Here is a 13,686-nt window from a genome sequence, read left to right as displayed (position 1 = left end):
ATAACAGAGTGATTGAGGAGTGATATAAATATTGGTGCGTCCGGACAGTTTTTAGCAGCCTCAACTCCACAGCTGCCCGCTCAGAATTGATTCAGTTTTATCATTGGTGCTTGGATACATCTTCCTTATCTTGATAAGATATTCATCGCCGATCTTTTCAGGCTTTTCAAAAACAGCATCCACCCCAAGCAGCCTCAGATGATCCTCAAATTCCCTAGCAATATCCAGGTTTTTAACTCTTATCTGGACAGTCTCATAAATCCTCTCGCCTTCTTTCTTATTTTTGATGGTCTTGATCATGGGTAAAAGTATGCTTTCACCAAGCCTCAGGCACCGTTCCTGTCTTCTTTGTTCATCCTCATCCCATTCCAGGGACTGGAAGGCTTCCCTGCATACCCTTGCAAAGAAAAAGTCCCTCCCATAGTCGTTGTAAAATTCAAAAGCATACTTCAGGTCAGCACAGTTGCTGAGCGAACTCGTATATTTTACAGCGGGCAGAGCCATTTCCGGGTCTTTTATGACAACCCCTTCATGCAGCGAGTTCCCAAATTCCTTAATGATCTTCGCTATATCGATATGTGCATTTTCCACATCGTATTCCCCGAAAAGCCTGACAGATTGGACACCGTATTCCTCCAGGAGCTTGCGGCGCTTCAATACAGGCATGGGATTCCCCGATATCTTATCACGTATATCGAATGCGAAAAACTCGAGTGACTCTATATCGTAGAATGATTTTGGAACATATGGACTGTCCGGACCTACCATCTCTCCGCATAGCACGAGACCGGGATTATCCAGAAAAAATTCCCGATTTAGTAATTCCCGTGCCTTCTCGGTCGTATAAGGACATACAAAACCTCCTCGCGTCAGCCCGACAATATGATCCCCAATCGTGGCAACGCGAACATTGTAGCCGTTCATCTTCTCTTCCACAAATACCTTCTTGCAGGAAGAGAAATGCCTGGCAATACCCGGATACAGCATCAGTGTGCGGGATATTTTAGGAAAACCCCGGATTATATCAAAGGGCTCAAGGAATATGGAAGTGCCACCTTCGACTGTTGAGATAGGCTTATCGAACCTGAAAAGCTCAAGCTTTGATTTAATATACTGTAACGTCTTTCTCTGTATTGCGCCAGTGATCCTGTATTCGGGTATACCCGTCAGCTTCGAGATTTTTGCGATATCCAGTTTATTGATCAGTTCTGAAGAGACATCCCGTCTCATCCTTTTACCGCCAGATGTCTGATAATCGCCCTCCTGCTTATGATGCCCACCATCTCGTCCTTCAGGTTAAGAACTGGGACACCACCTATGTTATCATTCAGGATCAACGTGATAACCTCCGATATGGGCGTATTTGTACGGACTGATTTCACATTCTGTGTCATGATGTCTGACACTATAAGGTTCCGGATCCTCTCATCCTGCTGGTTATCAGGTACAAGCGATCTGAAACTCATCATTCCTCTTGCCAGATCCCTTTCCGTAACAATTCCCACAACATCGTTATTTTTAATAACGGGAACCCTTCCTATGTCATTGTCCAGCATCAGGCGCCGTGCATGCGCTACCCTTTCGGCCGGACTTACAGATATCGGGTCCTTCATTATCTCGGCCGCATAACCCTTTATGGCGGCTTTTGCATTTTTCAGGATCTCATGAGGCGTTACCCACCCCTGGATCTTTCCATTGTCTGTAACAATGAGAATCCCACCTTTCCTGTCCATCAATGCTATCGCATCCTCTATGCTGGTATCGGGAAGTACCTTTGAGAATAGATCAGTAGTAGCGGTTGCGACATGCAGGGACGAGGCAGGAAGATTTGACTTCTTCCATGTTCCAAGCTTCCGGGCTATGCTTCGCATAGTTATCACACCCAGGATATCGCTTCCATTGACAACAAGAAGCCTTCGTGTATCGTGTTTTTCCATCAAATCCATGGCATGCGAAATTGTGTCGGCTTTATGCACAATAATAGGGTCTGTCATTATGTCTTTTACTTTCATGTTCTCACCTTAAAGCGTCATTATTGTCTTTATTATATTATCCCCGGTCAGTATCCCCATGAATCCGTTATTTAGCACAGGCAGACCGTTTATTCTTTCTTTTACCATAATGCCCGCAGCCTGCGTTGCCGGATCATCCATATTGACGGTCAGTAGAGGGCAGGACATTATGTCTTCCGCGACAAGAGGCATGTCTTTAACATACCTGTACTGTTTCCTTCCTGCGGAGCTTTCCTTGCGAGTCATTTTTATTTCTTTATGGGGAAGGTCGCCGGTTTTTCCCTTCATTTCCGTGAACGTCAGGTTCGAACTCGTAATGATCCCCACTGGCTTATCATTATCTTCAAGAACTACTGCCCTGTCGGTCGAATTTGTATCAAGTTCGTAAAGTATATGGCTGATGGTATGGTGCCTGTGAACAGTGATCGCAGGTTCTATTTTCAAATCCTGTACCGTTAAATCCAATTCCAGTTCTGAAAAATATCGTATCAAATCCCATTTTGTAACGATCCCGATCACTTCGTTCCTGACATTTACCACAGGCAATCCGCTGATATTATTCTCGATCATCAGTTCAGCGAGTTGCTTTGGCGTGGCGTCTGGAAAAATCGTGATAAGGCTTTCTGTCATGACCTTTCGAATGGGAATGTGGTCTATGGGTCTTCGGCGCCATTGCGGTTCTGCCTGATCAAGCCTTCGACTGATATCTTTCTTGGTCACGATCCCGATGGGCTTGTTATCCTCGACGATCACCAGTTTTCCGATCTTATGGCGAAGCATCAGGTTCCTTGCCCTGGCTACATTCTCTTCAGGCGATACCACGTATACCGGTGAACTCATTATTTCTTTGATTTTCATAAATGTGCCTCTATTGCGCTATTGCCCTGACAATATCGCGTTCTGTTATGATCCCTTTCAATTCGCCTCCCTCAAGAACTGGAAGCGAGCCAACATTTTTCCCGAGCATCATGCTCGCAGCTTCCCCTATATCCACATCCGATCGTGTGAAAATGACATCTCTCCTTATTAGGGTACGGATAGGAACTTCGAAGACTTCTCCAGCGTTCCCGGTGACGAGACGCTCAAAAATCTCGCCGCTACCAAGGAAACGCAGAATATCGGAGGCGGTTATTATGCCGATAAGGACGTTATCCCGAATAATAGGAAGCCTCCTGAAACCATTGTTGATCATAGATTTTGTTGCTGTTGCAATGGTCATGTCGGGTGGAGCTGTGATGATATTCTTGCTCATATATTCTCCAACCGACTTTCCTGTGATAATATCGGAGGCCAGAAAGACAAAATCCCTTTCTGTGATTATGCCTTTCACTACGCTATCGTCATCCGTGATAGGTATCCCGCCGACATTCTTCTTCAACATGGTATTGAAAGCATCCTTGAGTGAATCCTTTTCATTCAGACATACAACGTTCTCTTCCATGATCTCACTTATACTTACGTTAATGGCTGCGAGGAGATTCCCTTTGAACCTGTTCTTTACTATCAGGTGTCTCAGGCCACCCCCAAGAAAATCCACAATGTCCTGGGAGGTCACGATCCCTTTGAGACGATTCGTACCAGCATCCGCTACTGGAAGCCTCCTGAACCCGTTAACGGACATGGATTTGACCGCATCTATTATCGGCATTGTTGGAGGAATGGTCACCACGTCCTTTGATGCGATGGACATCACATCTCCGGGATGTTCGGAAATTCTGGACTTGAAATCAAGAGGTTTCATATTCTTGTTATATCCATCTCGAACCTCTTTTCTTGCTACAGTGCTCTTTTGATTTTTCATATAACACCATTAAATAAATGCTCTGATTATGTCGCTTCTGTCAATTATACCGGTCAGTTTCCCATTATCCACCACTGAAAGCCTTCCAACATCAAGCTTCAGGAATGCCTGTATAGCTTCCTTTAAAGTGGTCTCTGGCGATAATGAATACACTGGTGTGCTCATGATTTTTTCAACCGGCGGGGACATGGTTGATTTCGTCCCGTGGTCATCTTCTCTCTCTATCCTTGCGTAACCTGCATTGATAATATTGCGTCTTGTTATCATTCCCACCACCTGACCATCTCTTACCACCGGATATCCTGAGAAACCCGATGTTTTCATGTTCAACCATACTTTAGCTATACTGTCTTTGGGAGAACATGTCTTCACATCCTTGACCATTATATCCATGACCGTTTTTTCTGTGGTCTTGTTAGCCGGAATTTTATCCAGTTTCAAGTTCCTGAATATATCCACAATACTCAATATTCCTGCTATGGTCTTCTCCTGCCCTGATTTTAACACAGGAACACGTCCCAATCCTGCGTCTATCATGAGTTTTGCAGCTTGCATCATTTCCATCCCAGGGTAAACATCAGGGAATTCAGATGCAAAACCTTCCACCGTAACGTTGGATCTTGTAGAATATATATTCAGGAGATCCTTTTCCGTCAGTATCCCGATCACCCTATTCTTGCTGTCCACGACAGGTATTGTCCGTTTATGCTGGTCCCTCATCACCTGGCGGGCGTGGGTCATGAAATCGGAGTCGCGCAGAAAAACAGGGTTCCTTGTCATTACCTCTTCCACTTTCATAGAACTTACTCCTTTTACCGTGTATATATATGTTATTTAAACCAAAGTTTCTCTGCAACTTTCACAGAGAACTTTCCCATCCACTAGCATCAGGTTATCAAAAATGTATCCGCACTCCTCGCAGATGCCTTTAATAGCCGTCTGAGGAGTTTCCATTGTAAACATCTTTTCCCGGTGCATCTTTATTAGGTCTGAAAATATATCCCCCATTTCGGCTGAGACCGCGATCAGATCTATGTCCGTCACGATACCCACCAGTTTTCCACCTTCGACCACCGGTAACCGCCGGATCTGCATTTTCATCATCTTGCGCATGGCTTCTGTGACGTCTTCAGTAGCAGGTATGGTTATGAGCGGGGTTGTCATCAGTTCCTTTATGGAAATTTCCCCTGGTTTGATGTTCCTGGACACGATCTTCCTTACAATATCACGCTCCGTGACTATTCCCACAGGACGATTTTTGTCTGTCACGATAAGACTGCCGACGTCAAGCTCAAGCAATTTTGCGGCCAAAACTGGTACGTCGCTTTTTATCTCTATCGTAGCAACGTCTCTTGTCATTATCTCTTTTACCGGCATCCTGGTTTCCATGCTAATTTCCTCCCTTAAGTATAATTATGTATTTTGATGTGCTTATATGTTATGCTATTTTCAAATTATGATAAATCGTCAGGGGAATGATGTGAGCAGAATGATATATCAATTAGATTTCTATTAAGACCAAATAGCAACAGTTTAATACAATCAGGTATTAAAAAACATCTTTAATATTGAGAGTTTGGAACAATTGTTTTGGAGAAATTAATTAAATGGAACTTCCCGTCATACATCTTCCCGATATCCAGGCAAATCGGCCCGAGATCCCCCTCACTCTGACAAGGGTTGGGGTAACGGATGTGAAGAAACTCGTTGAAGTAGCACGGAAGGATAAACGTCCTATCGTGCTTGTATCAACCTTCGATATTTTTGTTGACTTACCCTCCGACCGCAAAGGCGCCAATCTATCCAGGAATTTTGAGGCGATAGATGCAGTGCTTGAAGAAATGATCGCAGCGCCGGTTTATGAGATAGAGGACTTATGCGGCGAAGTTGCAAAGAGGCTTATTGACCGGCATGAATATGCACTTAACGCCGAGGTCAGGATGAGAAGTGAATATGTCATAAAGAGAGAAACCCCCGCCACGAAAATAAAATGTCAGGAAGTGGTGAATATTTTCGCGGAATCCAAAGCGACCAGGGGCGAAAACCTGACTATAAGAAAACTGGTGGGTGCCGAAGTTCTTGGCATTACTGCATGCCCCTGCGCCCAGGAAATCATGCGGGATAAAGCAAAGAATGAATTAAGGTCTCTAGGTGTGGAAGGCGAGATCATCAAAAAGTTTCTGGCCCGAGTACCCATGCCCACGCACAACCAGAGAGGGCGGGGAATTATTTCAATCGAAGTTCATGACAGCAACTTTGTCTCCCTGGAAAAAATCATCAATATAATAGAGAACTCAATGAGTTCCCAGATGTTTGAACTATTAAAGAGGTCAGATGAGGCCGCGATCGTGGAACGGTCACATAAGAACCCCAAATTCGTGGAAGATTGCGTGCGCACGATGGCGCAAAAGGTCGTAATGGAATTCCAAAATTTACCGGACGATTCGATCATCACCATAAAGCAGATCAACGAGGAAAGTATCCACCGGCATAATGCGTTCGCTGAGCGCAAATCAACACTTGGGGAATTAAGGCAGGAAATCAATAATATTAGTTAAAACTTGAATAATAATTTTATTAATATCATTACCATAAATATAAAAACAATAATTATAATGAGAAGCAGAGCATATATCCAGGATTCTTGGAGACCAAGGACTTCTCTCCAGGTGATCCTGTTGACCTCCTCCCAGCTTTTATTGTACCATAGCTCATTCTCCGGCTGATAGCGTTTGAACTTCTCGATATAGCACGAGGGATGATCCGGGTTTGAAAATTCTGCGTTTAAGAATCCTCCTGAGCAATGCATCGCACCGCAGGTAAAACGCAGCCTGCAATTCAGATTATGGACAGGGTCTGAATATATCTGATCTTCCATGGCAATACTAATTGTACAAGAGTAATTATATATTTTATGTATAAATCTTAAAAATACATGCACATCATATCTGGATGGAGTCTGCCCACACGATATGTCAAAAAGAATGCCACACGCTAAATCTTTCGCCACATTATAAAGATATTTAATACAAAGGAATAAATACCTGTATACAATGGGGATGCATGTGCCAAAAATCGGAATAACCGCACTTGTTCCTCCTGAATTGATATTTGCATCCGGCAACGAACCGCTGGATGTCAATAATGTCATTCCAGAATCCAGAAAACACCCGAAAAACAAGTTGTGCGCATGGACAGCGATATGGAAAGAGATGCTGGTCAATAGAGAGACCGCTATTGACTCCCTTATAGTGGTGGCAGGAGGTGACTGCCATAATGCCCTTGTGGACGGTCAGAAAGTGGCGATGAGCGGAATACCGACGCACTTTTTCTTCTACCCGTTCGACGGTGATCCCGTATTCATGGAATCGCAATTGAACAGGCTTACAGGGTTTCTTGGAGGCATGGAGTCTCCCGAAAAATTAAAAGATATTGCAGGACTTAAGAAACTGGGGAAAGAGATCGATTCGAAAAGATGCAGGGGAAAGATCGCATCAAAAGACGCTTTTAACATCTTGATTTCTTTTAGCGACCTTTCAGGTGATCTAAATAAGTTTAGAAGAGTTATCGAATCGGCGGACAAAACAACAATCCAGCAAAATAACCGGGTGGCACTGCTGGGAGTGCCCCCGATATACCATGATTTTCATGAAATTGCAGAAACACTTGGTATTTCCATCGTTTTTGATGAACTTCCCTATGAGTTCGTAAGGCATGGGGGAAATGATATTGGTGAGATTGCGCTCGATTATTGCGATTATACGTTTGCAAGACCGCTTGATTTCAGGATAGATTTTCTCCAAAAAGAACTGGAAAAAAGAAAAGTGGATGGAGTTGTACATTACACCCAGTTCGCATGCCATCATGTGCTTGAGGATGAGATTTTAAGAGCAGAACTGGACTATCCCGTATTGACCATACAGGGGGACCTTCCGGGTAATACCCCGGAACAGGTAAGACTGCGGCTTGAAGCATTCAGGGAGATGCTTGAGAAATTATGATAGGGCTTGATGTGGGAAGTACGACTGCAAAAATCGTCCGGATAGAGAATGGCGATATCAAATACGCCATAACGGGTACGCACAACTGGAAGGACCTTGTGAGCGGGATGGATAAAGACGAAATCGTTTCAACGGGTTATTTCAGGAACTCCGTCCCGCATCGAGCATCGGTGACGGAAATAACCGCCGCCATTTACGGCGTGCGCCATTATTATCCTGAAGCAGATGTAATCGTCGATATAGGCGGGCAGGATACCAAAGTCATAGACATAAAAAGGAATAACTTTGTGATCAATGACAAATGCAGCGCAGGTACGGGCGCATTCCTTGAATTCGTGGCAAATTATTTTAAAATTGAGCTGGATGACCTGGGTTCGCTGCACTTTCAAGCAGAGCGCATCCCTGATATTAATAACACGTGCGGAGTTTTCGCAATTTCAGAGATGATCTCGCAACTTGTAGCGGGCTACTCAAAAGAAGAAGTGATCGCAGGGATGCATTATGCGTTCGCGCGGAGGATTTCATATATGGTTCCTGAAACCGAACATATCGTCCTGATTGGCGGAACTGTAAAAAATAAAGGAATGGTTTCGGCCCTGAGGGAGATCATCGGGAAAAAAATCACGATCCCTGTTGAACCGCAGGTCGTGAACGCGCTGGGTGCACTGAGATATTTTTCCTAATTTACGGTTATCATTCCATGCCCGTATATTCGCGGAAACACGTTAGGATCGCCTGAGGGAATGATCGCGTCCAGACTGTATAGCCCCTTATTATTGAAAGTCACGACCACTGCGCCGCTCGTGCCGAGGTTCTGCGTGTATGAAGAATTTATGATAAGTTCCATTGGAGAGAACACTGAAAAATCGGTTATCCTGATCAGAACCGTATCTCCCGTGTTTATGGAAAGTGTGTTAGGGTCAACCTTCTGGTTCCGCAGCTGTATGGTGTACGTAGGATTATCCGTATCCGGGTTCCAGATCTTCACAGTAAAATCAGGAACAGGTTGAGGTGTTTCGGTAAGCGTTGGTGTTGGGGTCATTATTGCCGTTGAAGCAGGTGTGGCTGTTGCAGTTACGGTCTTTTCGACTGTTGTTTCGATAGTTTGGTTTATATAAATGGGTTTTTCTATTGTTGCCGGTTGATGCAATAAATATCCTGCTACCACTCCAAGTACAAAGAATATGATAATTAAAGGAAGATAGCTTTTAATTTTCGGATCCATAATCATTTCCCTCAGGCTACAATAAATTCTTTAATGAGTTATATACATTTCTACCCAAGCGTCTATCGGATTTCAAAGATCCTCTCAGGAACCAGGCTTGAATCAAGGCCAGACCGCAATTGAAATTCTTACTATAATTTGTTTCATAATAATTATTATTATATTAATTTTTATTTTTGAAAACTGATTAATTTATATAGCAAGAAGTTATACTTAAATTTAAGAGGTCGCTCGTAGGAAGTAGGTCGTTAGATATGGGATGTTATCAATGTATATGATATGTGGTTATTTTAAAAAAGATGGTTGTTCAGGGGTGCGTATAAATGGGATTACTTGATTTTTTTAAGCATGATGTGGAAAGAATGGAGGCCAAAAGTGATGTAAAAGGACTTATGGAGGCGCTGAAGAATAAGAACGAGCAAGTTCGAATGAAAGCGGTTGGGGCTCTGGGCAATATTGGCGACAAAAGAGCAGTGGAATCCCTAAGTCAGGCATTAAAGGATAAAAATTGCCATATTCGAAAAAGAACTTCAGAAGTTCTGGGGGAGATAGGGGATAGAAGGGCGGTAGAACCCCTCATTGCGGCTTTAAAAGATACGAGTAAACATGTTCGATGGAGAGCGGTAGAGGCCCTTGGAAGCATAGGTGATAAAAGAGCAGTTGAACCTCTGATCGCAGCCCTGAAAGATGAAAGCGAGTATGTCAGGGAGGAAGCGTCAAAAGCTCTCGGGAAGATAGGGGATAAAAGAGCAGTAGAGCCCCTGATATCTGTCTTAAAGGATGGGAGCGAGTATGTAAGGGAGGAAGCGGCCGAAGCCCTTGGAAAGATAGGGGATAAACGGGCGTTGGAACCCCTGATATCTGCCCTGAGAGATGGGAGCGAGTATGTAAGGGATTTGGCAGGAGATGCGCTAGTAAAAATTGAAGATAAGAGAACAGTGGGATCTCTTATTATGGCTTTGAAGGATGGGAATGAGTATGTCAGAAAGAGAGCAGCAGAAGCTCTTGGGGAAATAGGCAATAAAAGGGCAATAGAACCTCTTGTTCATTCATTGAAGGATGGTGACCTTGAAGTTCGGAAGAAAGCAGTAGAAGCTCTCGGGAAGATTGGAGATAAAAAGAGTGTGGAACCGCTCATTCTCTGTTTAAGGGATATTTTCCCGGATATCCGGGAGGAAGCGGCCGAGGCGCTTGTAAGGATAGGAGAACCTGCGGTAGAACCTTTGATTTCCGCCCTGAAGGATGAGGACTGGGATGTCAGATGGAGATCGACAGGAGCTCTTGTAAAGATAGGCGAACCTGCCGTAGAACCTTTGATAGCGGCTTTGAAGGATGGGAATGAATATGTACGGGAGGATGCGGCTTCGGCTCTGGTAAAGATAGGAGAACCAGCAGTTGAAGCATTGATATTGGCCCTGAAAGACAGGAATGAATATGTGAGGGAGGAAGCAGCCGCAGCCCTGGTGAAAATAGGAGAACCGGTGGTTGGGCCCTTGATCAAGGCTCTGAAGGGAGGAGACGTTGCAGTAAGGAAGAGGGCGGCAGAAGTTCTGGTTGAGATCGGTGAGACGCCCGAGAACCTTGGAAAAAATGAAGATAAATGATAAAGGAAAAAACGAGATATTTGGAAAATAAAGTTTATCTCCTATAAGAACCAACATTACTTTGCTCCCTGGAGCAGGGTTGGTTCATATGAAAGAAATATCCGATAATAGAATCTATTTATTCATAGTTATACTCTCAATAGCCCTTGTGCTAACAGCGGCTAGCTTGTACGCCTTTATGGCAGGCGGGGGAAAATCGTCCGTATCGCAGAAGGAAGATCATACTCTTTCCGTTTCTGGCTCGGCATCCACATTTGTAATTCCCGATACGGCTTCCCTAAGTATCGGCGTCCAGACCCAGGGAAAAGATGCAAGTGAAGCTTCAGAAAAAAATGCTGTTCTGATGAATGCCGTAATAAGCGCGCTGAAAAATCTGGGGCTGGCGGATAAGGAGATCAGAACAACGTTTCTTTCGGTCCAGCCTGTATACAACTATAGCAGGGATGGCATTACACAAGGGATTGTGGGATATACTGCCTCAAATAATGTCCAGGTAACCACCCAGATGCTTGATAAACTTGGGGATATAGTGGATAAATCGGTGAATTCCGGGGCTAACCAGGTCAGCGGGATATCTTTTATGGTATCAGAAGAAAAGCAGAAACAAGCCCGGGATGACCTGCTGGTCAATGCGGTAAAGGATGCTGGAGATAAGGCCAAAAAACTTGCAGAGAGCCTGAATGTCAGGATTGTCAGCGTCAGGGCCACTTCGATAAGCGAGGGTGGATTTCCGCAACCATTATTCCAGACGACGGTATTAGCAGAAAAAGCAGCAACTCCGGTCCTGCCAGGTGAGTCCATGGTGACGCTGTCAGTTCAGGTGGAATATATAATCGAGTAGAGGTAATTCACTTTTTTTAAATTGATCCAGCATTTGGAATATTCAAAGTCATACTGTTCTGGAGCTTCTGAATATGGATTGCAATCTTCATACAATAGATTAATAATAGAATTACTCAATTAAGAGCGAAGATAGTCATGATAAGAACTCATTACTCAACTCAGATAACACCAGAAATGAACGGAAGAACAGTCACTATTTGCGGCTGGGCGCATGAGATACGCGATCTTGGCGGGATCACTTTTCTGGTAGTAAGGGACAGGGAAGGGCTTGTACAGGTCACATTATTCAAGAAAACCATAGACAAGAACGTTTTAGAAATCGTACGGAACATCTCCCGCGAGTCGGTGGTTGCTGTCACTGGAAATGTCAAAAAAGAGGCAAAGGCACCTAATGGGTATGAACTTGTCCCGACCGATGTGAAGGTACTTGGTAAAGCGGATTCACCGCTGCCCATGGACACCACGGGTAAAGTGGATGCCGATCTTGATACAAGGCTGGATGCGAGGTTCATGGATATGCGGCGTGCGTCTACCCAGGCGATCTTCAGGATAAGGCACCTTATTCTGAAGAGCATAAGGGAGTTCCTTGAACGGGAAGGATTTGTTGAGATTACGACCCCCAAGGTGGTTGCCACCGCTACCGAGGGAGGGACCGCCCTTTTTCCGATAACGTATTTTGAACGCGAGGCTTTTCTGAACCAGAGCCCGCAGTTGTTCAAGCAGCTTATGATGTCCGGCGGACTTGACCGCGTATTCGAGATTGGCCCCATATTCAGGGCTGAAGAACACGATACGCGAAAGCATTTGAATGAGGCCACCTCGATCGATATCGAGGCGAGTTTTCTTGATAACGAGGATGTGATGGTCATACTTGAAAACCTTGTCAATTATGTTTATACCGGCGTTGCAAAGAACGGTGCAAATTATCTGGAAAAACTCGGTGTGGAGCTGAAAATCCCAAAAACCCCATTCAGGCGTATAACATATGAAGAGGCAATAAACATAGCCCGGGAGAATGGTGAACAAATAGAATGGGGTGATGACCTGAGTACAGAATCCGAGCACTCCATCGGAAAGGCGATAGGAGAGCATTATTTCATCGTAGATTGGCCTACAAAAATAAAGCCCTTCTACGCAATGCCATACGAGAATAAGCCTGAGATTTGCAGGGCGTTCGATATGATGCATCCGCGCATGGAACTCTCTTCGGGAGCACAGCGTGTGCATTCGTACGAACTGCTGCGCAGCAGGATAACGGATCAGGGGCTGAACCCCGACGGGTTCGAGTTCTATCTCAAGGCATTCAAGTTCGGCATGCCGCCGCATGCGGGCTGGGGCCTGGGAGCGGAACGGCTTCTCATGACAATGCTGGATATCGAGAATATCCGCGAGGTCGTGCTGTTCCCGCGGGACAGGAAACGATTGTCCCCATAAAATATTTAACTTAATAGGATATGACTAATATGAAAAAGTCAGATCTACCAAAATCTATTTGACTGCTTCCACTGTTTAGAGAATGAGGGAAAAGATGAGCACTGAAAGGGATATTATAATTGAGAGGCTTGAGCAAAAACTGGCGGCCCGGGACTTGGAGATAGAAAAGATGCAGGAATCCTGGCGGGAATCCATCATCGCTGAAATGGAAAAAAGGTTCACTGATAAGATCAAGCTTCGGGAATCCACTCTGGATGATCTCAGGCAAAAATTTGGTGAAAAGGCGAGTGAGATCATAGAGATGAATAAATCCCTCAGGGACTCAGTGCTTGAACAGCGAAAGTCCGAGACAGATGTTCTCCGGGAAGCTGAAAAAAGGATGGAACGGATAGAAAGGCGTCTCATGGAACTTAACAGCTCTTATGATGGTGTCATGAAAGAGCTTCTTGACCAGAAATCCATACTCCAGGAACTCAAGCCCAAAAAACCGCCCGCGGTTAGGGAAGAGCCGAAGCCCAAAGAGACAAAACCCAGGGAAGAGGTAAAGCCTCTGGAGAAGCCAAGGCCAAAAGGCGAGTACATAATCGCTGAGAATTACGTGCCCAAAGATAAGAGAAAACAGCAGGCTATCATAGAAGCAGATGACGTACCGGCCAGATCGGAGAATAAGCCGGAAGAAAAACCTTTAAAAAGGCAAGAGGTCAGGAAAAGTGAAAGCGTGAAGGAAGGTGTGGTAATATTTGAAACTCCTAAAAAGAGGTAAATA

Annotated in this window: 15 protein-coding genes; 7 read left to right on the top strand and 8 right to left on the bottom strand. The window is 44.6% G+C overall.

What is annotated here, in order from left to right; all coding sequences use genetic code 11:
• Positions 1-60: 60 nt before the first annotated feature.
• The 6 genes from O8C65_04030 to O8C65_04005 are packed head-to-tail and all read right to left on the bottom strand — an operon-like array spanning position 61 to position 5,202.
• Entirely contained in the window at positions 61-1,230 is a 1,170-nt protein-coding gene (locus tag O8C65_04030; GenBank protein ID MCZ7356078.1) for an RNA ligase, read from the bottom strand.
• Positions 1,227-2,012, bottom strand: a complete 786-nt coding sequence (locus O8C65_04025; GenBank protein ID MCZ7356077.1) for a CBS domain-containing protein — start codon at positions 2,010-2,012, stop codon at positions 1,227-1,229. The genes O8C65_04030 and O8C65_04025 overlap by 4 nt, the downstream gene beginning before the upstream one ends.
• A gap of 9 nt (positions 2,013-2,021) precedes the next feature.
• Complete coding sequence (locus tag O8C65_04020; protein MCZ7356076.1) at positions 2,022-2,870, bottom strand: CBS domain-containing protein; 849 nt, start codon at positions 2,868-2,870, stop codon at positions 2,022-2,024.
• A 10-nt stretch (positions 2,871-2,880) separates the two neighbouring features.
• Complete coding sequence (locus O8C65_04015; GenBank protein MCZ7356075.1) at positions 2,881-3,813, bottom strand: CBS domain-containing protein; 933 nt, start codon at positions 3,811-3,813, stop codon at positions 2,881-2,883.
• A 9-nt stretch (positions 3,814-3,822) separates the two neighbouring features.
• On the bottom strand, positions 3,823-4,611 hold the full coding sequence (locus O8C65_04010; protein ID MCZ7356074.1) for a CBS domain-containing protein: 789 nt from the start codon (positions 4,609-4,611) through the stop codon (positions 3,823-3,825).
• A gap of 36 nt (positions 4,612-4,647) precedes the next feature.
• Complete coding sequence (locus O8C65_04005) at positions 4,648-5,202, bottom strand: CBS domain-containing protein (GenBank protein MCZ7356073.1); 555 nt, start codon at positions 5,200-5,202, stop codon at positions 4,648-4,650.
• A gap of 218 nt (positions 5,203-5,420) precedes the next feature.
• Here O8C65_04005 and mptA point away from each other — a divergent pair, with 218 nt between their 5' ends.
• The gene (gene mptA / locus O8C65_04000; protein MCZ7356072.1) at positions 5,421-6,371 is read left to right on the top strand and encodes a GTP cyclohydrolase MptA; all 951 of its coding nucleotides are present in this window, start codon (positions 5,421-5,423) and stop codon (positions 6,369-6,371) included.
• Here mptA and O8C65_03995 read toward each other — a convergent pair.
• Positions 6,368-6,691 (bottom strand): hypothetical protein, encoded by a 324-nt coding sequence (locus tag O8C65_03995; protein ID MCZ7356071.1) that lies wholly within the window; start codon positions 6,689-6,691, stop codon positions 6,368-6,370. The two genes, mptA and O8C65_03995, sit on opposite strands and share 4 nt — an antisense overlap.
• Before the next feature lie 187 nt (positions 6,692-6,878).
• On the opposite strand from O8C65_03995, the gene O8C65_03990 reads away from it, so the two are divergent.
• Positions 6,879-7,814, top strand: a complete 936-nt coding sequence (locus O8C65_03990; GenBank protein MCZ7356070.1) for a 2-hydroxyacyl-CoA dehydratase family protein — start codon at positions 6,879-6,881, stop codon at positions 7,812-7,814.
• Positions 7,811-8,497 (top strand): acyl-CoA dehydratase activase, encoded by a 687-nt coding sequence (locus O8C65_03985; GenBank protein MCZ7356069.1) that lies wholly within the window; start codon positions 7,811-7,813, stop codon positions 8,495-8,497. Before O8C65_03990 ends, O8C65_03985 begins: the two co-directional genes overlap by 4 nt.
• Here the strand turns inward: O8C65_03985 and O8C65_03980 are convergent.
• Entirely contained in the window at positions 8,494-9,039 is a 546-nt protein-coding gene (locus O8C65_03980; GenBank protein MCZ7356068.1) for a hypothetical protein, read from the bottom strand. The two genes, O8C65_03985 and O8C65_03980, sit on opposite strands and share 4 nt — an antisense overlap.
• Positions 9,040-9,362: 323 nt before the next feature.
• On the opposite strand from O8C65_03980, the gene O8C65_03975 reads away from it, so the two are divergent.
• The 4 genes from O8C65_03975 to O8C65_03960 all read left to right on the top strand — a co-directional run bounded on the left by O8C65_03975 (position 9,363) and on the right by O8C65_03960 (position 13,683).
• Positions 9,363-10,643: a HEAT repeat domain-containing protein gene (locus tag O8C65_03975; GenBank protein MCZ7356067.1), complete on the top strand. Its 1,281-nt coding sequence runs from the start codon at positions 9,363-9,365 to the stop codon at positions 10,641-10,643.
• 88 nt (positions 10,644-10,731) lie between these two features.
• Complete coding sequence (locus O8C65_03970; protein MCZ7356066.1) at positions 10,732-11,484, top strand: SIMPL domain-containing protein; 753 nt, start codon at positions 10,732-10,734, stop codon at positions 11,482-11,484.
• A 137-nt stretch (positions 11,485-11,621) separates the two neighbouring features.
• Entirely contained in the window at positions 11,622-12,920 is a 1,299-nt protein-coding gene (gene aspS / locus O8C65_03965) for an aspartate--tRNA(Asn) ligase (GenBank protein ID MCZ7356065.1), read from the top strand.
• Between the two features lie 94 nt (positions 12,921-13,014).
• A complete protein-coding gene (locus O8C65_03960; protein MCZ7356064.1) occupies positions 13,015-13,683 on the top strand; it encodes a hypothetical protein in 669 nt (222 codons plus the stop codon).
• Positions 13,684-13,686: the final 3 nt, after the last annotated feature.

Origin of the sequence: Candidatus Methanoperedens sp., assembly GCA_027460535.1 — an archaeon.
Classification (GTDB): Archaea; Halobacteriota; Methanosarcinia; order Methanosarcinales; family Methanoperedenaceae; genus Methanoperedens.
Note: the sequence above shows the minus strand (reverse complement) of the source record. Positions and strands in the feature narration are given on the sequence as shown.

Bases quoted from the DNA above. Each gene is read 5' to 3' on its own strand.
- O8C65_04030 (MCZ7356078.1), bottom strand. From the start codon at position 1,230: ATGAGACGGGATGTCTCTTCAGAACTGATCAATAAACTGGATATCGCA.
- O8C65_04025 (MCZ7356077.1), bottom strand. From the start codon at position 2,012: ATGAAAGTAAAAGACATAATGACAGACCCTATTATTGTGCATAAAGCC.
- O8C65_04020 (MCZ7356076.1), bottom strand. From the start codon at position 2,870: ATGAAAATCAAAGAAATAATGAGTTCACCGGTATACGTGGTATCGCCT.
- O8C65_04015 (MCZ7356075.1), bottom strand. From the start codon at position 3,813: ATGAAAAATCAAAAGAGCACTGTAGCAAGAAAAGAGGTTCGAGATGGA.
- O8C65_04010 (MCZ7356074.1), bottom strand. From the start codon at position 4,611: ATGAAAGTGGAAGAGGTAATGACAAGGAACCCTGTTTTTCTGCGCGAC.
- O8C65_04005 (MCZ7356073.1), bottom strand. From the start codon at position 5,202: ATGGAAACCAGGATGCCGGTAAAAGAGATAATGACAAGAGACGTTGCT.
- mptA (MCZ7356072.1), top strand. From the start codon at position 5,421: ATGGAACTTCCCGTCATACATCTTCCCGATATCCAGGCAAATCGGCCC.
- O8C65_03995 (MCZ7356071.1), bottom strand. From the start codon at position 6,691: ATGGAAGATCAGATATATTCAGACCCTGTCCATAATCTGAATTGCAGG.
- O8C65_03985 (MCZ7356069.1), top strand. From the start codon at position 7,811: ATGATAGGGCTTGATGTGGGAAGTACGACTGCAAAAATCGTCCGGATA.
- O8C65_03980 (MCZ7356068.1), bottom strand. From the start codon at position 9,039: ATGGATCCGAAAATTAAAAGCTATCTTCCTTTAATTATCATATTCTTT.
- O8C65_03975 (MCZ7356067.1), top strand. From the start codon at position 9,363: ATGGGATTACTTGATTTTTTTAAGCATGATGTGGAAAGAATGGAGGCC.
- O8C65_03970 (MCZ7356066.1), top strand. From the start codon at position 10,732: ATGAAAGAAATATCCGATAATAGAATCTATTTATTCATAGTTATACTC.
- aspS (MCZ7356065.1), top strand. From the start codon at position 11,622: ATGATAAGAACTCATTACTCAACTCAGATAACACCAGAAATGAACGGA.
- O8C65_03960 (MCZ7356064.1), top strand. From the start codon at position 13,015: ATGAGCACTGAAAGGGATATTATAATTGAGAGGCTTGAGCAAAAACTG.